Annotated in this window: 15 protein-coding genes; 8 read left to right on the top strand and 7 right to left on the bottom strand. The window is 73.4% G+C overall.

Features of this window, described 5'->3' with window-relative positions; translation table 11 throughout:
* Positions 1–131: 131 nt before the first annotated feature.
* Positions 132–1,031 (bottom strand): alpha/beta hydrolase, encoded by a 900-nt coding sequence (locus tag TOK_RS05710; protein ID WP_098956739.1) that lies wholly within the window; start codon positions 1,029–1,031, stop codon positions 132–134.
* Between the two features lie 189 nt (positions 1,032–1,220).
* Between TOK_RS05710 and TOK_RS05715 the strand changes: the two genes are divergently transcribed.
* A complete protein-coding gene (locus TOK_RS05715; protein WP_098956740.1) occupies positions 1,221–2,708 on the top strand; it encodes a long-chain fatty acid--CoA ligase in 1,488 nt (495 codons plus the stop codon).
* A 139-nt stretch (positions 2,709–2,847) separates the two neighbouring features.
* On the opposite strand, the gene TOK_RS05720 is transcribed toward TOK_RS05715, so the two are convergent.
* Entirely contained in the window at positions 2,848–3,240 is a 393-nt protein-coding gene (locus tag TOK_RS05720) for a pyridoxamine 5'-phosphate oxidase family protein (protein ID WP_098956770.1), read from the bottom strand.
* Positions 3,241–3,428: 188 nt separating this feature from the next.
* On the opposite strand from TOK_RS05720, the gene TOK_RS05725 reads away from it, so the two are divergent.
* From TOK_RS05725 to TOK_RS05735, 3 genes are all read left to right on the top strand, one after another.
* A complete protein-coding gene (locus TOK_RS05725; RefSeq protein WP_098956741.1) occupies positions 3,429–3,803 on the top strand; it encodes a hypothetical protein in 375 nt (124 codons plus the stop codon).
* 168 nt (positions 3,804–3,971) lie between these two features.
* Positions 3,972–5,420, top strand: a complete 1,449-nt coding sequence (locus TOK_RS05730) for an MFS transporter (protein WP_253258200.1) — start codon at positions 3,972–3,974, stop codon at positions 5,418–5,420.
* On the top strand, positions 5,417–6,001 hold the full coding sequence (locus tag TOK_RS05735; protein ID WP_098956743.1) for a TetR family transcriptional regulator: 585 nt from the start codon (positions 5,417–5,419) through the stop codon (positions 5,999–6,001). The genes TOK_RS05730 and TOK_RS05735 overlap by 4 nt, the downstream gene beginning before the upstream one ends.
* A 19-nt stretch (positions 6,002–6,020) precedes the next feature.
* Here TOK_RS05735 and TOK_RS05740 read toward each other — a convergent pair whose 3' ends face one another.
* Both TOK_RS05740 and TOK_RS05745 read right to left on the bottom strand, forming a co-directional pair.
* A complete protein-coding gene (locus TOK_RS05740) occupies positions 6,021–6,437 on the bottom strand; it encodes a VOC family protein (protein ID WP_098956744.1) in 417 nt (138 codons plus the stop codon).
* Positions 6,438–6,455: 18 nt separating this feature from the next.
* Positions 6,456–7,622, bottom strand: coding sequence for an acyl-CoA dehydrogenase family protein (locus tag TOK_RS05745; RefSeq protein WP_098956745.1), 1,167 nt, complete (start codon positions 7,620–7,622; stop codon positions 6,456–6,458).
* Between the two features lie 113 nt (positions 7,623–7,735).
* Between TOK_RS05745 and TOK_RS05750 the strand changes: the two genes are divergently transcribed.
* Positions 7,736–8,257 (top strand): hypothetical protein, encoded by a 522-nt coding sequence (locus tag TOK_RS05750; RefSeq protein ID WP_098956771.1) that lies wholly within the window; start codon positions 7,736–7,738, stop codon positions 8,255–8,257.
* Positions 8,258–8,269: 12 nt separating this feature from the next.
* Here TOK_RS05750 and TOK_RS05755 read toward each other — a convergent pair whose 3' ends face one another.
* Positions 8,270–8,812 carry a carboxymuconolactone decarboxylase family protein gene (locus tag TOK_RS05755; protein WP_141566271.1) on the bottom strand — a complete coding sequence of 181 codons (543 nt, stop codon included), beginning with the start codon at positions 8,810–8,812 and terminating at the stop codon, positions 8,270–8,272.
* A gap of 277 nt (positions 8,813–9,089) precedes the next feature.
* Here TOK_RS05755 and TOK_RS05760 point away from each other — a divergent pair, with 277 nt between their 5' ends.
* Entirely contained in the window at positions 9,090–14,705 is a 5,616-nt protein-coding gene (locus TOK_RS05760; RefSeq protein ID WP_098956747.1) for a carboxyl transferase domain-containing protein, read from the top strand.
* A gap of 82 nt (positions 14,706–14,787) precedes the next feature.
* Here TOK_RS05760 and TOK_RS05765 read toward each other — a convergent pair whose 3' ends face one another.
* Both TOK_RS05765 and TOK_RS05770 read right to left on the bottom strand, forming a co-directional pair.
* Positions 14,788–15,999 carry a glycoside hydrolase family 3 N-terminal domain-containing protein gene (locus TOK_RS05765; protein ID WP_098956772.1) on the bottom strand — a complete coding sequence of 404 codons (1,212 nt, stop codon included), beginning with the start codon at positions 15,997–15,999 and terminating at the stop codon, positions 14,788–14,790.
* Positions 16,000–16,063: 64 nt separating this feature from the next.
* Positions 16,064–17,050 carry a glutathione S-transferase family protein gene (locus tag TOK_RS05770; protein ID WP_098956748.1) on the bottom strand — a complete coding sequence of 329 codons (987 nt, stop codon included), beginning with the start codon at positions 17,048–17,050 and terminating at the stop codon, positions 16,064–16,066.
* Between the two features lie 51 nt (positions 17,051–17,101).
* Between TOK_RS05770 and TOK_RS05775 the strand changes: the two genes are divergently transcribed.
* On the top strand, positions 17,102–18,283 hold the full coding sequence (locus tag TOK_RS05775; protein WP_253258201.1) for an acetyl-CoA hydrolase/transferase C-terminal domain-containing protein: 1,182 nt from the start codon (positions 17,102–17,104) through the stop codon (positions 18,281–18,283).
* A 391-nt stretch (positions 18,284–18,674) separates the two neighbouring features.
* On the top strand, positions 18,675–19,193 hold the full coding sequence (locus TOK_RS05780; protein WP_098956749.1) for a GreA/GreB family elongation factor: 519 nt from the start codon (positions 18,675–18,677) through the stop codon (positions 19,191–19,193).
* Positions 19,194–19,392 lie beyond the last annotated feature (199 nt).

The following is a 19,392-nucleotide window of genomic DNA, read 5'->3' on the forward strand; positions in this document are numbered from 1 at the left end:
GACCAGCGCCGCACCCAGCCGCGACCGGAACCGCTGCTTCCCGCGGACGCTGGGGCTCGGGTACCGCACCCCGATGTGTCACCAGCGCAGCCGGGCCGCACCGGTGACACGTCCGGGGCGGTCCGGGTCCCTCAGAGCAGGCCGTGGGTGCGCAGGAACGCGGCAGCGACGTCGAACCCCTCGTCGTGCGCCGGGAGCGACGGCAGCTGCAGGAACGCGTGCGGCACACCCTTCGCGACGTGCAGCTCGTGCGGCACACCCGCCACGGCCAGCCGCGCCGCCATCGACTCCGACTCCCCCCGCAGCGGGTCGAGCTCGCCGACGCTCAGCAGCGTCGGTGGGAAGTCGCGGACCTGCCGCTCCGGGGCGCACCGCGGGTCGCCGCGCAGCAGGTCGAACTCCTCGGGCGGGAGGTACAGCTGCGACCGCGCGTCCTGCCCACCCAGCAGCCCCGACAGCACCGGCAGCGCCCGGTGGTAGTCGTAGATGCCGTAGAACAGCAGGGCGGCACGGACGTCGGCACCTGCCCCGGTGGCCAGGGCGACCGCGGCCAGGTTCGCCCCCGCCGAGTCACCCGAGACGACGAGCCGCTCCGGGTCCCCGCCCAGCTCCGCAGCGTGCGCGCGGACCCAGTCCAGCGCGGCCGAGACGTCGTCGACCGCGCCCGGGAACCGGTGCTTCGGCGCCCGCCGGTAGTCGACCGACACCACCAGCAGCCCCCGCGACGCCAGCTCCGCCGACAGGCGCCGGTGCGTCGACGGGGCGCCCATCACCCACGCGCCACCATGCAGGTGCACGACCGTCGGGAACGGGGGCTCGCCGAACGGGACGTGCACGTCCGCACCGAGGCGCCAGCCGCCCGACTCGCGGATGGGCACCCCCTCGATCACCCGCGCGACCTCCGGCGCACCGCCGTTGATGTAGTCGTCGAACGACCGGAACAGGGCGACCGGCGACTCGTCGCCCTCGGGCACCCGCAGGGTCGTCTGGAACTCGAGCAGGGCGGGCGGCACCGACGCGGGCGCGGTCATGTGTGTGGACTCCTGTGTCGCACGGGGAACAACTCGGGGGAACCGATCGGGGGCAGCTCCGGGGAACGGCTCGATCACGACGCTAGGTCGGGTTCGTCCGGCTCGTCAACGCGTGCCGTGGTGGGCTACCGGCAGTAGGTTCGGCGGCAACACCCCCGCCGGGGGCCTCCACACCGACGGGAGCCGACGATGACGAACCTGGCCGAGAACCTCGTGGCCACGGCCGCGGCCCATCCGGACCGCACCTCGATCCGCCTCGACGACGTCGAGCTCAGCTACGCCGACCTGCACGCCGCAGCCGCCCGCGTCGCCGGGATGCTCACCGCGCAGGGCATCTCGCCGGGCGACCGGGTCGGCATCGTGCTGCCCAACCTGCCCGCGTTCCCGATCCTGTTCCACGGCGCCCTGCTCGCAGGCGCCACCGTCGTGCCCATGAACCCGCTGCTCAAGGCCCGCGAGGTCGCGTACTACCTGCGGGACTCCGGCATGTCGATCGTCTTCGGCTGGGACTCCGGCGGGGATGCGGTGACGTCCGCGGCGGAGGCCGTCGGCATCCCCGCGGTGCTCGTCGGCCCGATGGGTCCCGACACCGGTGACGCGCCGCCCGCACCCGACGCCGTCGACCGTGACGACTCCGACACCGCCGTCATCCTCTACACCTCCGGCACCACCGGCCAGCCCAAGGGCGCCGAGCTCACCCACGCCAACCTGCGCACCAACACCGCCACCACCGCGTCGTCGGTGCTGTCGCTGGGCACCGACGACGTGATCATGGGCTGCCTGCCGCTGTTCCACGTCTTCGGACTCACGTGCGGGCTCAACGCGGCCGTCAGCGTCGGCGCCACGTTGACCCTGATCCCCCGGTTCGACCCGGCGAAGGCGCTCGCCGTCGTGGCGCGCGACAAGGTCACGGTGTTCGAGGGTGTGCCCACCATGTACGCGGCGATGCTGCACCACCCCGACGCCGACGGCGCCGACATGTCGACGCTGCGCACCTGTGCCTCCGGCGGCTCCGCGATGCCGGTGGAGATCATGCGCGCCTTCGAGGAGAAGTTCGGCTGCATGGTGCTGGAGGGCTACGGGCTGTCCGAGACCTCCCCCGTCGCCTCCTTCAACCAGCCCCACCGCGACCGCAAGCCCGGCTCCATCGGCTTCGAGATCCCGGGCTGCGAGATGCGCGTCGTCGCCGACGACGGTGCCGACGTCGGCGTCGACACCCCCGGAGAGATCATCATCCGCGGCGAGAACGTCATGAAGGGCTACTGGGGCCGCCCCGACGCCACCGCCGAGGCCATCCCTGACGGCTGGTTCCGCAGCGGCGACATCGCCACCAAGGACGCCGACGGCTACTACTTCATCGTCGACCGCAAGAAGGACCTCATCATCCGCGGCGGCTACAACGTCTACCCGCGCGAGGTCGAGGAGGCTCTCTACGAGCACCCCGCCGTCGCCGAGGCCGCCGTCGTCGGCATCCCGCACCCGGAGTGGGGCGAGGAGATCGGCGCCGCCGTCGCGCTCAAGGCCGGCGAGAAGGCCGACCCCGACGAGCTGCGCGACTTCGTCAAGGAACGCCTCGCCGCCTACAAGTACCCGCGGCAGGTCTGGATCGTCGACGCCCTCCCGAAGGGCCCGACCGGCAAGATCCTGCGCCGCGAGGTGCACGCGCCGGAATCCTGACCGGTGAACGAACGGCACAGTCGCGCCATTCGGTTGCGCGAGAGGGCCGTTCGTTCGGGTTCCGCATGCTCCGCGGCGAGATCGCGTCGGGCACGCCGCGACACCATTCACCGCGCCCCTCGCGCCGCCGCCGCGGCGGTCAGCTCAGGCCGAGACGTCGGTCGATCGTGATCTCGACGACCACCCGCCGCGGGTTCTCCCGCGGCACCCGGTAGCGCGCGGCGTAGCGGGTCTCGGCGTCGGCGACCGACGCGGCGTCGGACCGCAGCACCGCGACGCCCTCCAGGCTCGACCAGCGCCGGCCGTCGACCTGCGACACCACCGCCCGCACCCCCGCCACGCCCCCGGCCTCGACGTTGCGCGCCTTCTGCGACGTCCCCGAGCAGATGACGCGCGCGATCCCCTGCTCGACGTCGATCGTCACGCCCACCGGCACGACGTGCGGGGTCCCGTCACGACGCGGGGTCACCAGGAAACACAGGTGGCGTTCGGTCCAGAACTGCAGGAACTCCGGCGACGGGTCGACGATCACCCGACCAGCGTCGCCCACCCCCTCCCGCCGCGCACATCCGGGTCCGTTCGTGACTCCAGGTCGACCATCAGATCGGGCGACTCTCCATCGAGTGACGTCTGCACAGGTCACGGGCCTACCGCGTTAACGTTCCGCCACCACACCGGCTCACCACTCACCCCGACCGACCGTCGAGAAGGGGGCTCATCGTGCTGCCCCGGAACCGGCTCCGCCAGGCCGCGACGACCGCCGCGCTCGTCGTCGCCACCTTCCCGCTGACCGCGGCCGCCGCACCGCCCCCGCTCGTCCGCTCCCTGACCTCCGCCGGGGATGCGATGGCCGCGGCACTCGAACGGGCCGGCGGGGCGGCCTTCGTCGGCGGGATCGCGATGGTCGCCCTGCTGGTCGTGGTCGGCGCGCTGGCGGTCGCCTCGGCGGCCCGCACCCTGATCGGCGCGACCACCGGCCCCACCCCGAGCTCGACGTCGGACTGCCTCGATCATGGCCGGGACGAGTCCGGGGTCGAACTCCGCGGCGGGGCGGGGCTCGAACCACGCCCGGACGCACCCGCCGCAGCGTCGTGATCACCGCCTGCGGGACGTCTGCGCCCCCACACGTCGCTCGTGACCCGGAACGGGCGGCCGGCTGCGCCGGGCGTGAGGTTGTTCGCATGCGGCCGGTTCGGCTTGTGCGGGATGCGAGGGCCGTGCTCTCGTAGAGGTGAACTCGTGTTCACCCGAAATGGAGCATCCGTGGCGATCGCCGCCTCCCCTCGGTCACGGCCCGGTGTCGTGATCGCCCTGCTGTGTCTGAGCGGCCTCGCCGTCTCGCTCGTCCAGACGCTCGCCGTACCGCTGCTGCCGCTGTTCCCGCGCCTGCTCGACACGACCCCGTCGACGGTCTCGTGGTTCATCACCTCGACGCTGGTGGCCGGTGCGGTGTCCGCGCCGGTGCTCGGCCGCCTCGGCGACATGTACGGCAAGCGCCGGATGCTCCTGCTGTCGCTGACGCTGGTCTCGATCGGCTCGGTGCTCTGCGCCGCCGCCCCGGGCCCGACGTTGATGCTGGTCGGGCGGGTGCTGCAGGGCGCGTCGTTCGGCGTGATCGCGCTGGGGATCAGCATCATGCGCGACGAGCTGCCGGAGGGGAAGGTCGGCGGCGGCATCGCGCTGATGAGCTCGTCGCTGGGCATCGGCGCCGCGGTCGGGCTGCCGCTGACGGGCATCGTCGCGCAGCTGGTGTCGTGGCGCTGGCTGTTCCTGGGCGTCGGCGTGATCGGGTTCGCGCTGGTGTTCGGCGTGCGCCGGGTCGTCCCCGAGTCATCGGTGCGCTCCGGTGGCCGGTTCGACGTCGTCGGCGCGGCCGGAGTCACCGTCGGCCTGGTGTGCCTGCTGCTCGCGATCTCCAAGGGCTCCGAGTGGGGCTGGCACAGCCCGACCGTCCTGGGCCTGGTCGCGGCGGCCGTGGTGATCTTCCCGCTCTGGGGGCGGCACCAGCTCCGGACCGACGGCCCGCTCGTCGACCTGCGCGTCACGGCGCGTCCCGCGGTCCTGCTCACGAACCTGACGACGGTCCTCGTCGGCTTCGCCATGTTCGCGGCCTTCGTGATGACGTCGCAGATCATGCAGGCCGCCCCCAGCTCCGGCTACGGGTTCGGGCTCTCGCTCGTCGGCGCGGGCATCGCGATGCTCCCGCTGGGTGGCGCGATGGCGCTGCTCTCCCCCGTCTCCGCGCGGCTCTCCGCATGGCGCGGCCCGCGGACGACGCTCGTCCTGGGCGGCGTGCTGCTGCTCGTCGGGAACCTCGGGACGGCGCTGCGTCCCAGCGAGCTCGCCATGCTGATCCTGGCGACGACGATCTCCTCGATCGGCTGCGCGATGGCCTACTCGGCCCTGCCGCTGCTGGTCATCCAGGCGGTGCCGCAGAGCGAGACGGCGGCGGCGAACAGCCTCAACACCCTGATGCGCCAGCTGGGGACCTCGATGTGCACCGCGGTCATCGCGGCGATCACCTCGGCGATGGCGGTGCACGCGGGCGGGACCGTGGTGCCGCCGCAGGTCTACACGATCGTCTTCGCCGCCGCGGCGGGCGCGGCGCTCGTCGCGACGGTCATGGCCGCGCTCACCCCGTCCCCCTCGAACGTCGAGCACGAGCCGCTGCACGACGACGCGCTCGCCACGGCGGGGCTGAAGGCCGCGTGACCGCCGCCGGAGTCGTCGCCCCCACCGAGCGCCGTTGCGCCGCCGACACCCGCGACGCGTTGCTGCGGGCGGCCCGCCGACACTTCTCCGTGCACGGCTACGCCGGGGCGACGTTGCGCGGGATCGCAGCGGAGGCCCAGGTCAGTGCCGCCCTGCTGGTGAAGTACTTCGGTAGCAAGGAGGGCCTGCTCACCGCGGCGTCCGATCTGGAGGCCGAGACCGGCGCGCTGCTCGACGCCCCGAACGAGACGCTGGGGCGGCACCTGGTCGCAACGCTGCTCGACCTGCACGACCGCGCCGAGGCCGACCCCCTGCTGCGGGTGGTACTGACGGGACCGCGGCCCGGCGGGGAGCGCATCGTCGAGGAGCTGGACCGGCGGCTCGTCGCGCGGCTCGCGGACCGTCTCGACGGCCCGGACGCCCGGCTGCGCGCGGAGATGGTGTGCGCCCAGCTGATCGGCCTGGGGGTGGTGCGGCTGCTGCTCGCGTCGCCCGCCACGGCTGCGGAGCCGCCGTCGGCACTGGTCGACCGCCTCGGCCCGCTCCTGCAGGCATGGATCGACCCGCCTGCGACCGGCTGAACTCGCAGGTCGGGGTCGCTCACAGGGTCCGCGCGGCGCGGACGTCCCGGCGGATCGGGTGCTCGGGCGGCACCTCGACGACGACGATCCGGGTGCCGTCGGGGTCGGCGACCCACATCTCGTCGAGGCCCCAGGGCTCGCGGCGCGGTTCGCGCAGCACCCGCACCCCCTTGCCGACGAGCTCGGCGTGCGTGCCGGCCAGGTCGCGGACCTGCAGCCACAGCCGCAGCCCCGCGCCCTCGCCGCCGGCGGTGAAGCCCTCGGCGCCGGGCCCGGCGGCGTGCGCGGACACCTCGAGGAACCCCGTGCCGAGGAAGAACACCGTGCCGCCGGGGAACTCGCGGAAGATCGCGAGGCCGAGGACGTCGCGGTAGAAGCGCAGCGCGGCGTCGGGATCGGCGGGCCGCAGGATCGCGCGGCTGCTCAGGATCTCCACGTGGCCCGACCCTAGTGGTCAGTAGGACCGCGGCAGCCCCAGCACGTGCTCGGAGATGTAGTTGAGCACCATCTCCTGCGAGATCGGGGCGATCTTCATCAGCCGCGACTCGGTCCACCACCGGCCGACGTCGTACTCGGAGGCGTAGCCGAACCCGCCGTGGGTCTGCATCGCGCGGTCGGCGGCGAAGTGCCCGGCCTCCGACGCCAGGTACTTGGCGGTGTTGGCCTGCTCGCCGCACGGCAGTCCGCAGTCGTAGCGCCACGACGCCTCACGAACCGCCAGCTCCGCGGCGCGCAGCTTCATGTGCGCCTCGGCCAGCGGGAACGCGATGCCCTGGTTCTTGCCGATCGGACGGCCGAAGACCTGGCGTCCGTTGGCGTACTCCACGGCGCGGCGCACCGAGACGCGGCCGATCCCGAGGGCCTCGGCGGCGATCAGGATGCGTTCGGGGTTGAGCCCGTCGAGGAGGTAGCGGAAGCCCTTGCCCTCCTCCCCGACGCGGTCGGCGACGGGGACGCGCAGGTCGTCGTAGCGGGTCTCGTTGGAGGCGACGGCGTTGCGGCCCAGCTTGGCGATGGGCGTGATGTCGACCTCGGGCACCTGCAGGTCGGCCAGCAGCAGCGTCATGCCGTCGGTGCGCTTGGCGCACTCCTGGATCGGTGTGGTGCGCACCAGCAGCAGGACCTTCTCGCAGTCGCCCGCCTTGGACGTCCACACCTTCTGGCCCCGCACGACGTAGTGGTCGCCGTCGAGGCGGGCCCGCGTCGTGATCGAGGCGGTGTCGGTGCCCGAGTCGGGCTCGGTGACGCCGAACGCGACATGCAGGTCCCCGGACGCGACACGCGGCAGGTACGTGGAGCGCATCTCCTCGCTGCCGAACTTGACGACGGGGTTCATCCCGAACACGGACAGGTGCATCGAGCTGGCGCCGTTCATGCCCGCGCCGGAGGCGGCCACCTCCTCCAGCACGATCGAGGCCTCGGTGATGCCGCGGCCGCCGCCGCCGTACTCCTCGGGGATCGCGATGCCGATCCAGCCGCCCTCGGCCATGGCTTTGTAGAAGTCCCACGGGAAGCGGTGCTCGGCGTCGCAGGCGCGCCAGTACTCGTCCCCGAAGTCACGGCAGACGGTGCGCACCCCCTCACGGATGGCGCGGTGATCGTCGTCCTCGGCGAAGTCCACGCCGTGATGATGCACGCCCGCCCTGCGGTGCGCACCCTCCCGACCGACCGGACGGTCTGCTGTTGCGGGGAGGTGACCGTTTTGGTGGAGTTCTCCGGCAGGGGGTGAGCGACATGACAGTCGTCGCGGAGAAGACCGGGTTCTGGAAGTCGGGCTACGAGGTGAGCGTCGACGGGCGGCAGGTCGCGACGTTCGACAGCCACACCTGGCGCGGCGGTGGGACCTTCACGCTGCACGACGGCCAGAAGTTCGAGGTGAAGGCCCGCACGATGGGCGGCCGCTACGAGCTGACCCGCGTCCTCGCCTCCGACGGCGCGGTCTCCGGACCGCTCGCCGTCGCCGACCGGGTGGGGCGCAAGGACTGGACGATCACCGACGCCCGCGGCCGCGCGATGCGGTTCCGGCGGACGTCGATGTGGAGCAGCGAGCAGGAGCTGCTGGGGCCCGACGGGACGCCGGTCGGCGAGATCCGCCGGCTCAGCGCGTGGCGCGGCGGAGCCGTCGCCGAGCTGCCCGGCCTCGACGCACCGTTGCAGGTCTTCGTCGTCGCCGTGGTGATCTGCATGTGGGACTCGCAGGCCGCCGCGGCCGCGGGCGGTGCCGCCGCGGCCGGTGCGGTCGCGGCGTCGAGCTGACGGACGCCGCGCTCAGGTGCTCGCGCGGATCGCGCCGAGCGCGGCGGCGTCGTCGGGGTCGATGCGCAGCGCCGTCATCATCCGGGCCAGCCCGAGGTAGTGGCCCGCCAGCACCATGACCTCGACGACGCGGCGGTCGTCGAGCCGTGCGGCCAGCGCCGCGTACCGGTCGTCGGGCACGTCGCCGTCACGGACGAGGTCGGCGACCACGCCGAGCGTCGCGCGCTGCGTGTCGTCGAAGCACGCGGCGTCGTCGTCACCACGGTCGAGGGCCGCGATCTGCTCCTCCGTCGCACCCGCGGCCCGCGCGATCCCGACGTGCTGGTCCCACTCGTAGCGGGCGGCGAGCCTGCCGACCTGCATGATCACCAGCTCACGCAGCAGCGGGTCGATCGCGAGGTCGTTGAGCAGCGTGCCACCCAGGCGCAGCCACGGCCGCAGCACGGTCGGCGCGTTGGCGACCATGGCGAACACGTTGAGGTCGGGGAGCTTCGCCAGCACGGACGCCGTCTCGGACGGGGCGTCGGCGGCGGTCACGTACGAGACACGGGCCACCGGCGCAGCGTAGGCGGCCCCGGTGTCCCCCACACGGCCGGTTGTGCGAGGCCCGTCACATCGGATTGGGTCGGCGGGCGTGCCCGAACGGGGATACCGGCCGGTAGCGACGTGAGGTAGGTGGGCCGGGGTGCCGCGGCACGACGATCCATAGCAGCATCACGGTCGACGACGACCGACGACGACGTCCGACGACGACGTCCGGACGCCATCGAGGGTCGCCCGTCGCGCCGACCGCGACGACCACCACGAGGACGAGCCCGAGGATGATCGCTGCATGAACCCAGGGACCAGACCCTTCACGCGCCTGGCCGTCGTGAACCGCGGAGAACCCGCGATGCGGCTGATCAACGCGGTGCGCGAGTGGAATGCCGAGGGCCGCACACCGCTGACGACGATCGCCGTGCACACGGCGGTGGACGCGCGCGCGATGTTCGTCCGGGAGTCCGACGAGTCCGTCCTGATCGGGCCCGACGACCCCGACCACCTGGGCCCGAGCCCCTATCTCGACTACGCCGAGCTGGAGCGGGCGCTGCGCGTGACCGGCGCCGACGCCGTGTGGCCCGGATGGGGGTTCGTCTCCGAGAAGTCCGACTTCGTCGCGATGTGCGAGCGGCTGGGCATCACGTTCGTGGGCCCGGCGTCCGACGTCATGCACCGCCTGGGCGACAAGATCGAGTCGAAGCTGCTGGCCGCGCGGGTCGGCGTCCCGATGGCGGCGTGGAGCGGCGGCCCGGTGGCCGACGTGGCCGAGGCCCGCCGGCACGCCGAGACGATCGGCTACCCGCTGATGGTCAAGGCCACCGCGGGTGGCGGCGGGCGGGGCATCCGGTACGTCCCGTCGCCCGACGAGCTCGACGAGGCGTTCACCCGCGCGTCGTCCGAGGCGTCGAAGACCGCCGGTGACGCGACGGTGTTCCTGGAGCGCGCGATCCGCGGCGGGCGCCACGTCGAGGTGCAGGTCGTCGCCGACGCCACCGGCGACGTCTGGACGCTCGGGGTGCGCGACTGCTCGGTGCAGCGTCGCAACCAGAAGGTCCTGGAGGAGTCCGCGTCGACGGCGCTGGACGCCGAGCAGGAGGAGCTGCTGCGGTCCTCCGCCGCCGAGCTGGTGCGGGCCGCCGGCTACGTCAACGCCGGCACCGTGGAGTTCCTCTACGAACCCAAGGAGCGGCTGCTGTCGTTCCTCGAGGTCAACACCCGCCTGCAGGTCGAGCACTGCGTCACCGAGGCCACCACCGGCGTCGACATCGTGAAGCTGCAGCTGCACGTCGCCGCGGGCGGCACGCTCGCCGAGGTCGCCCCGTCGGCGCCGCCGCCGCGCGGGCACGCCATCGAGGCCCGGCTCACCGCCGAGGACCCCGACCGCGGTTTCGCCCCCGCGCCGGGGCGCATCGAGCACCTGGCGCTGCCGAGCGGGCCGGGCGTGCGCGTCGACACCGGTGTCGCCACCGGCGACGTCATCCCGTCCCAGTTCGACTCCATGATCGCCAAGGTCATCGCCTGGGGCCGCGACCGCGGCGAGGCCCGCGCCCGGCTCTCCCGCGCGCTGCGCCAGACCGCCGCGGTGATCGACGGCGGCACCACCAACAAGGCGTTCCTGCTCGACCTGCTCGAGCGCCCCGAGGTGATCACCGGCGAGCTCGACACGACGTGGCTCGACACGATGATGGCCGACGGCTACACCCCACCGCGCCGCCTCGACGTCGCGCTGCTCGCCACCGCGGTCGAGGCGCACGACGCGCACGTCGAACGGCAGCAGCAGCGGTTGTTCCTCTCGGCCGAGCGCGGCCGCCCGGAGGTCGGGCACGAGGCCTGGCACCAGGTCGACGTCCGCGCCGGCGGCGAGGCCTACCGGCTGCGGGTCGCCCGGTCCCGGCCGCGGCGCTACCGCGTCGAGCTCGACATGCCCGCCGCGCCCGGCATGACCGACCGGCAGGCCGTCGACGTCGACGTCGAGCGCTCGGGCCGGTTCGAGCGCCGGCTCACCGTGGCCGGGCGCACCTACTCGGTGCTGTCGGTCGCACAGGGACCCGACTACCTCGTCGAGGTCGACGGTGCGGTGCACCGCATCTCCGGCGGCGAGGCCGGAATGGTCCGCGCGCCCGCCCCCGCAATGGTCGTCGCCGTCCCGGTGTCCGAGGGCGACGTCGTGACCGAGGGCGACGTGCTCGCCGTCGTCGAGTCGATGAAGCTGGAGACGGCGCTGCGCGCCCCCGTGTCCGGGACCGTCGCCGAGATCCTCGTGGACACGAACACGCAGGTCGAGGGCGGCACCAAGCTGATCCGGCTGGAGCCCGACGAGTCCGGCGACGGCGCCGGGGAGGCGAGCGACCGCGTCGACCTCTCCGCGTTCGGCGACGCGATCGCCACCGCCGACGCCACCACCCGTGCCCTCGACGCCCTGGCCGCGCTGCGCTCGCTGGTGCTGGGCTTCGACGTCGACGAGCGTGAGGCCCGCCCGCTGCTGGCGCGCCTCGCCGCCGCCCGCGAGGAGCTTCCCGACGACGACCCGCGCGCCCTCGCCGCCGAGGCCGGCATCCTGCAGATCTTCGCCGACCTGTCGGCGTTGTCGCGCAACCGCCGCGTCGCCGACGGGCCGTCCCCCGACGGCACCACCGTCGACGCCGAGGCCTCCCGCAACCCGCAGGAGTTCCTCTACGCCTACCTGCGCTCGCGCGACGCCGACGCCGAGGGCCTGCCCGAGTCGTTCCGGGTCCGGCTGCGCCGCGCGCTCGCGCACCACGGCGTCACCGACCTGGAGGCCTCGTCCGACCTCGGGCCGGCGCTCTACCGAATCTTCCTGGCGCACCGCCGCGCCGCGGCGCAGGCCTCGGTGCTCGCGGAACTGCTGCGCTGGCGGCTGCAGCACGCCACGCTGCCCGCCGACGCCCGCGACTCCTACCGGCAGATGCTCGACAACCTCGTCACCGCCACCCAGCTGCGGTTCCCGCTGATCGGTGACGTGGCGCGGCAGGTCCGGCACCGGCTGTTCGACGCCCCGCGCATCACCGCGACCCGCCACGCGGTGCAGGCCGAGGTCGCGGAGCGGCTCGCGGCGCTGCCCGCCGACGGACCCGAGCGCGCCGCGGAGATCGACCGCATCGTCGCCGCGGGCGAGCCGATCCTCGAGGTGTTCACCGAGGACCAGCACGGCGCGATGCTCGAGGTGATGACGCGCCGCTACTACCGGATCCGGCAGACGGGCCCGGTGCGGATCGTCAACCACGGCGGACGCCCCGTGCTCACCGCTGCCTACGACGCCGACGGACACGACTTCACGATCCTCGCGACCGTCGCCAGCGGCCGCGCCGGCACCGACGACCCGGGCTCCGACGCGCCCGCGGCCGTCTCCACCGACCTCAACAAGATGGTCGCGACGCTGCCGCCCGGCCGGACCGCCCTGATCGACCTCTACGTCACCTCCGACGACTCCGCGGGAGTCGACCCGGACGCCCGCGCCAGCCGGATCGCCGAGAAGGTCGGCACCATCCCGCACGCGGTCGGCCGGGTCGCCGTCGCGGTACGGCGCGCGGACGGCGACGGCAACGGCACCACCATGTGGTTCACGTTCCGCGGCGGCCCCGAGGGCCGGCCCGTCGAGGACCGCACCCTCCGCGGCCTGCACCCGATGGTCGCCGAACGGCTCGGGCTGTGGCGGCTGTCCGGCTTCGAGCTCACCCGGCTCCCGTCGGCCGTCGACGTGCACCTGTTCCGCGCCCAGGGCCGCACCATGCCCGAGGACCAGCGCCTCATCGCGCTCGCCGACGTCCGCGCCCTCACCCTGGTCCGCGACGACGCCGGCCGCATCACCGGCATCCCCGAGCTGGAGCGGACCCTCGACGCCTGCCTCGACAGCATGCGCGCCGCCCGCTCGTCGGACCCCCGCGCGGCCAAGCTCGACTGGAACCGGCTGCTGCTCTACGTGTGGCCGGTCGTCGACGTCCCGTTCGAGGAGCTCGACGCCGTCGTCCGGTCGCTGGCGCCGCGCACCGACGGGCTCGGCCTCGAACAGGTCCTCGTCCAGTTCCGGACGAGCCTGCCCGACGGCGGCACCCGCGAGCTCATGCTGCGGATGTCGCGCCCGCCGGGCGCCGGCCTCACGCTGCGCGTCACCGAGCCGCCGACGCTGCCGCTGCGCGAGCTCGACGCCTACACCCAGAAGGTCATCCGGGCCCGGCGCCGCGGCGCGGTGTATCCCTACGAGCTGGTTCCGCTGGTGACCCGCAACCCCGACGCCGCCGGCACCCCCGGCCGGTTCGTCGAGTACGACCTCGACGACACCGGCACGGCCGCCGTGCCCGTCGACCGCGCACCCGGCGGCAACAGCGCCAACCTGGTGCTCGGCGTCGTCACCACCGCGACCGCCCGCTACCCCGAGGGAATGACCCGGGTCGTGCTCATCGGCGACCCGACCAAGGCCCTCGGCGCGCTCGCCGAACCCGAGTGCGCGCGCGTCGTCGCCGCGATCGACCTGGCCCGGCGCCTCGACGCCCCCGTCGAGTGGTTCGCCGTCTCGGCCGGCGCCAAGATCGCGATGGACTCCGGCGTCGAGAACATGGACTGGATCTCGCGCGCGCTGCGGGCGATCGTCGAGTTCACCCAGGACGGCGGGGAGATCAACGTCGTCGTCACCGGCATCAACGTCGGCGCCCAGCCGTACTGGAACGCCGAGGCCACGATGCTCATGCACACCAAGGGCATCCTGGTCATGACACCGGACTCCGCGATGGTGCTCACCGGCAAGCAGTCGCTCGACTACTCCGGTGGCGTCTCCGCCGAGGACAACTTCGGCATCGGCGGCTACGACCGGATCATGGGCCCCAACGGGCAGGCGCAGTACTGGGCGCCCGACCTGTCCGGGGCCGTCGACGTGCTGCTCGCCCACTACGCCCACGCCTACAAGGCACCCGGCGAGCGGTTCCCGCGGCCCGCCCCGTCCGCCGACCCGGTGGAGCGCGACATCAGCAGGTCCCCGCACAGCGGCGCCGGCTGCGACTTCACCACCCTCGGCGAGGTGTTCTCACCAGCGACGAACCGGGAACGCAAGAAGCCCTTCGACATCCGCTCGCTGCTGCACGGGGTCGCCGACGCCGACCACCCCACGCTGGAGCGCTGGGTCGACATGCACGACGCCGAGTCGGTCGTCGCGCTCGACGCCCACCTCGGCGGCCAGCCGATCGCGCTGCTGGGCATCGAGTCCCGGCCGCTCGCCCGGCGCGGCTTGTCCCCCGTCGACGGCCCGTCGCAGTGGACCGCGGGCACCCTGTTCCCGCGGTCGTCGAAGAAGATGGCCCGCGCCATCAACGCCGCCAGCGGCAACCGGCCCGTCGTGGTGCTCGCCAACCTGTCGGGCTTCGACGGCTCACCCGAGTCGTTGCGCGGCCTGCAGCTGGAGTACGGCGCCGAGATCGGGCGGGCCGTCGTCAACTTCGACGGGCCCATCGTGTTCTGCGTCGTGTCGCGCTACCACGGCGGTGCGTTCGTCGTCTTCTCCAAGACGCTGAACGACAACATGGAGGTAGCCGCCATCGAGGGCTCCTACGCTTCGGTGCTCGGCGGCGCCCCCGCGGCCGCGGTCGTCTTCTCCGGGGAGGTCAACCGGCGCACCGCCGCCGACCCGGGCGTCGCCGAACTGGAGGCGACGCTGGCCGACGCCGTCGAGAGCGGCGTGCAGACCGAGGTCGCCCGGCTGCGTGCGGAGCTCGCGACGCTGCGGGGCCAGGTCCGGTCGGTGAAGCTGGGGCAGGTGGCCGAGGAGTTCGACGCGAAGCACAGCATCGAGCGGGCCCAGCAGGTCGGCTCGGTCGACCGGATCGTCCCGCCCTCCCAGCTGCGCCCCTACCTCGCCGACGCCGTCCAGCGCGGCATGGCGAAGGCGTTGCGCTCGTAGCGCCCTGCCCCGCCGAGTGCAGGAACGGCACTTTCCCGCAGCCCGGTTGCGGGAAAGTGCCGTTCCTGCAACTCGGGGGGCGTCAGCCGCAGAGGCCCTTGTTCGTCAGGATGCGGGCGACGGCGGCGTCGTTGTCGGCGGCGCTGATCGTGCCGTCGGCCAGGGCCTTCTCCAGCGCGTCGATCACCGGGCCGGGCGAGGTGACGTTGGACGACAGCGCCATGTCCGCGCCCGCCGCCAGCGCCTTCACCGTGGCCTGCGGCACCGTGAACTGCGCGGAGATGGCCTTCATGGCGCCCAGGTCGTCGGTGACGACCATGCCGTCGAACCCGTAGTCGTCGCGCAGCAGCCGGTAGACGGCCGGGGTCAGCGTCGCGGGCAGGTCGGTGGCCAGGCCGGGGACGTCGAGGTGACCGACCATCACCCCGATCCGGGTGCTGTGCAACGGCTTGCCGGGGCCGACGAGGTCGGCGTACGGGAGCAGGTCGGCCTTGCGGAGCTGGTCGAGCGGCGGGACGCTGACCCGGCCCTTGTGCGAGTCGCCCGTCGAGTGCCCGTGCCCCGGGAAGTGCTTGAGGACGCCGCCGATACCGCCGTCCTCGAGGCCCTGGGCGAACGCCTGCGCGTACTCGGCGACGACGGCGGGGTCGTTCGAGAACGAGCGGTCGCCGATCACCGCGTTCGCCGGCTGGTCGCTGACGTCGGCGTCAGGGGCGAAGTCGAGCGTCACTCCGCGCGCCTTCAGCTGCTCGGCCCGTGTCTTCGCGAGGGCGCGGACCTGCTCGGGCGTCTTCGTCCTCGCCATCGTGCGGGCGCTGGGCAGCGAGCCGTCGAGGGCGTCGATGCGCTGGACGCGGCCGCCCTCGTCGTCGACCGCGACGGCCACCGACACCGGGGACGCCTCCTGCACGGCGGCGAGGGCGTCGTTCTGCAGCAGGGCGCTCGCGTTGCCGCCGATGAAGATGCCGCCGACGTGGGAGGCCTTCACGGTTGCGACGACCGAGGCCGGGCTCGACGCGTCGACCCCGACCATCACACGCTGGGCGAGGCGGTCGCGCGTCGACATCGCGGCGACCGTCGGCGCGCACGAGGAGGCATCCGGCTGTGCCTCGGCCGGTGGCGCGGCGGCGGTGGACGGCTGCGGGGTCGTCGACACGACCTGCGACGTCAGGCTCGGGCCGCCTCCGGCGCCCGTGGCCGCCACCCCGACCCCGGCGAGCACCGAGCCCGCGATCAGCCCGACGAGCACGGGGACGACGGTGCGCAGGCTGCGGGGCGATCGGCGCGAGGACATCGTCACCGATCGTCCCAGGCGCGTCGGCGGACGGCGATCCGGGCCACGGACGTGGGCGTGTCCGCTACGAGAGCGGCGGCACCCGCTCGCCCTCCCGGACCGGGCCGGGCGGGGTGCCGTCGCCGAACGGACGGCCGCCGAGCTCGCCGCGGTCGTGGGGGTCGAGCCAGTTGCGCACGTCCGGCCCCAAGGGCACGACGCCCGACGGGTTCACCGTGTGGTGCACGCCGTAGTAGTGCTGCTTGATCTGCTCGAAGTCGATCGTGTCGCCGAAGCCGGGCGTCTGGAACAGGTCCCGGGCGTAGGCCCACAGCACCGGCATCTCCGAGAGCTTCTGCCGGTTGCACTTGAAGTGGCCGTGGTAGACGGCGTCGAAGCGCACCAGCGTGACCCACAGCCGGACGTCGGCCTCGGTGATGGTGTCGCCGACGAGGTAGCGCTGCCCCGCGAGCCGGTCGGCCAGCAGGTCCAGCCGCCTGAACAGGGCGGTGTACGCCGCGTCGTAGGCCTCCTGGCTGCGTGCGAACCCGCATTTGTAGACGCCGTTGTTGACGTCGTGGAACACGGCCTCGTCGACCTCGTCGATCTCGGCGCGCAGCGGCTCCGGATAGAGGTCGGGGGCGCCGTCGCGGTGCAGCGCCGTCCACTGGGTGGAGAAGTCGAGCGTCATGTTCGCGAAGTCGTTGCTGACGACCTTGCCGCTCGCGACCTCCACCATCGCGGGCACGGTGATGCCGGCGGAGTAGTCGGGATCGGCGGCGCGGTAGGCCTCGCCCAGGTACTCGATGCCCAGCACGGGGTCCTTGTCGTCGGGGTCGTTGTGGAAGCGCCAGCTGCGCTCGTCGTGCAGCGGGCCCGCGATCCCCATGGAGAAGGCGTCCTCCAGCCCGAGGAGGCGCCGAACGATCACCGTGCGGTTCGCCCAGGGGCACGCCCGCGCGGCGACGAGCCGGTAGCGGCCCGCCTCCACCGGCCACGGCGACGAGCCGTCCGCCGTGATCCGTTCCTGCACTCCGAGCGGGGCGCGGACGAACGCGCCGGTGTCAGCCATGTCTCCGAATCTAGGCCCCGATCCGCGCCTGCGCTGTGATCGAATCGGGTGGTGGCCGACGTCGCCCTCACCGACCTCGTCCGTCCGGGGATGCGCATCGCGCTCGCCGACGGCACGAGCTCCCCGCACCTGTTGCACGCCGAGCTGTCGCGCGCCGCGGCCGCTGCGGGCGACGTCCGGCTCGTCGTGGGCTGGCACCCCGCGCCCGCCCCGGATCTCGACGTCACCGCGTTCGCCGACGTCGTCTGCATCGCCGGGGGGCCGGCCCTACGGGCGGGGATCGACGCCGGGACCGTCCGCTTCACGCCGTCGCGGCTCTCGGCGGTGCCGTCGCTGCTCGCGGGCCCGCTGCGGCCCGACCTGGTCGTCGCGACGCTCGTGCGCGATCCCGACGGATTCCGCATGGCCGGTGACGCCGGCTGGACGCGGCGGCTGATCGACGCGGGCGTCCCCGTCGCCGCGCTGGTGTCGCACACCGCCCCGCACTCCGACGCCGGTCCCCCGCTCCCGGACGCCGCGATCACCGTCGTCGCGGAGTCGCAGGACCGGGCGTCCGGCCCCGCCGAGATCCGCACCCCCGCCCCGACGGCCGACGACGTCGCGATCGCCGCCCACGTCGCCGGGCTGGTGCCGGAGGGGGCGCGCGTGCAGGTCGGGCCCGGGCGTCTCGCGGCCGCGATGGTGGCGGCGCTGCGCGTCCCGGTCCGGGTCGACTCCGGGCTGCTGCCCGAACCCGTCGTCGACCTCGACGCCGCGGGCCTGCTCCTCGGCGATCCCGTGTGCGCCTACCTCATCGGCACCCGCCGCCTGCACGAGTGGGCCGACGGCCGCCGGCTGCTGCATCCCGTCGAGGTCACCCACGACGTCGGGCGGCTCTCCTCCGCCGACCTGCCGCCGCTCGTCGCGCTCAACGCGGCGCTGGAGATCGACGTCGACGGCCAGATCAACGTCGAGGGAATCGGCGACCGGACCACCGGGCTCATCGGCGGCCACCCCGACTTCGCCGCCGCCGGTGCGCGCAGCGTCGGCGGGCTCTCGGTGATCGCGCTGGCCAGCCGGCACCGCGACCGTCCGACGCTGGTGTCGCGGCTGTCCCGGCCGGTCACGACGGCCTCGCACGACGTCGAGATCGTGGTGACCGAGCGTGGCATCGCCGACCTGCGCGGCCTCGACCGACGCTCGCGCCGTGCGGCGTTGCTCGATCTCTGGGGTGATCTCTCCGACGTCGGCTGACCCCGGTCCGGGATGCGGAGCGCGCAGCGGTCGCCCGCGGAATGCTCGCGGAAATGTGGGGCGGATGCAGTGACAGCGGGCAACTGGCGCTTCGGGAAAGGCCGGCGGTCTGCAATCTAGGGGTGCGGTCCATTTCCGGGAATCGGCAATGTCATGGCCCCCACGCGCAATTGTGGTACATGTGGCCACATCGACGTTCGCGGCGATGCGGGCTACCCGGACGCCGACGGCCGAGAAGGACGGAATGGTCGTGGCACCGGGTCCGCAGGTCGCGATCGCCGACCCGGGGCATACCCCCAGGACATGCTCGTCCGCGTCTCCCGCGGACAACGCTGCTGCGTCGGCGCGCGACGGACCCTTTTCCGACGCGCTTCTCGAGGAATGGAAACCGATGACCGAGACCCAGGTGTGGTTGGCCGAGAGCGCCTACGAGCGGCTGAAGGCCGAGCTCACGGAACTGCTGCGGCAACGTGCCGACGGTTCGGGCGGTCGGGCGGCAGAAGGGTTCGTGGGCGAGGGCACCGATCAGTACAGCGACGAGCAGCTGACCGCACGCCGGGAACGCGAGAGCCGCATCCGCAAACTGCAGGAGCTCCTGCAGAACCCCGTGGTGGGCCAGAACCCGCCCGACGACGGTGTCGCCGAGCCCGGGATGGTGCTGACCGTCCGCTACGAGGACGACCGGGAGGTGGAGACGTTCCTGCTCGCCCACAACGAGGAGGGTGCTTACCGGGCCGGCCTGATGACCTGCTCGCCCGACTCCCCGCTCGGGGCCGCGCTGATCGGCAAGAAGCAGGGCGACTCGGTCGGCTACTCGCTGCCCGAGGGGAAGCCGATGGAGCTCACCCTGCTCCGCGCGGTCCCGTACCAGCCGGAGACGTCGTCCGGAGGCGGACAGCTTCCCGGCTGACCACATCGCGCCACCCACGGCACAGCACGGGTGCGCGCGTGCCCGCTGCGGCCGGCGTCGTCCTCCGACGGCGCCGGCCGTGGCACTGTCCGCCACTCGCCCACCCCGCCATGGCGATGCGGCCCCGGCCCGCCACCATTGCCGGGTCCCGGCAGACCGGCGCAGACCGGCGCACTGGCACGTGGGGCGAGGAGTGAGG

This window comes from Pseudonocardia sp. N23 (genome assembly GCF_002583555.1).
Classification (GTDB): domain Bacteria; phylum Actinomycetota; class Actinomycetes; order Mycobacteriales; family Pseudonocardiaceae; genus Pseudonocardia.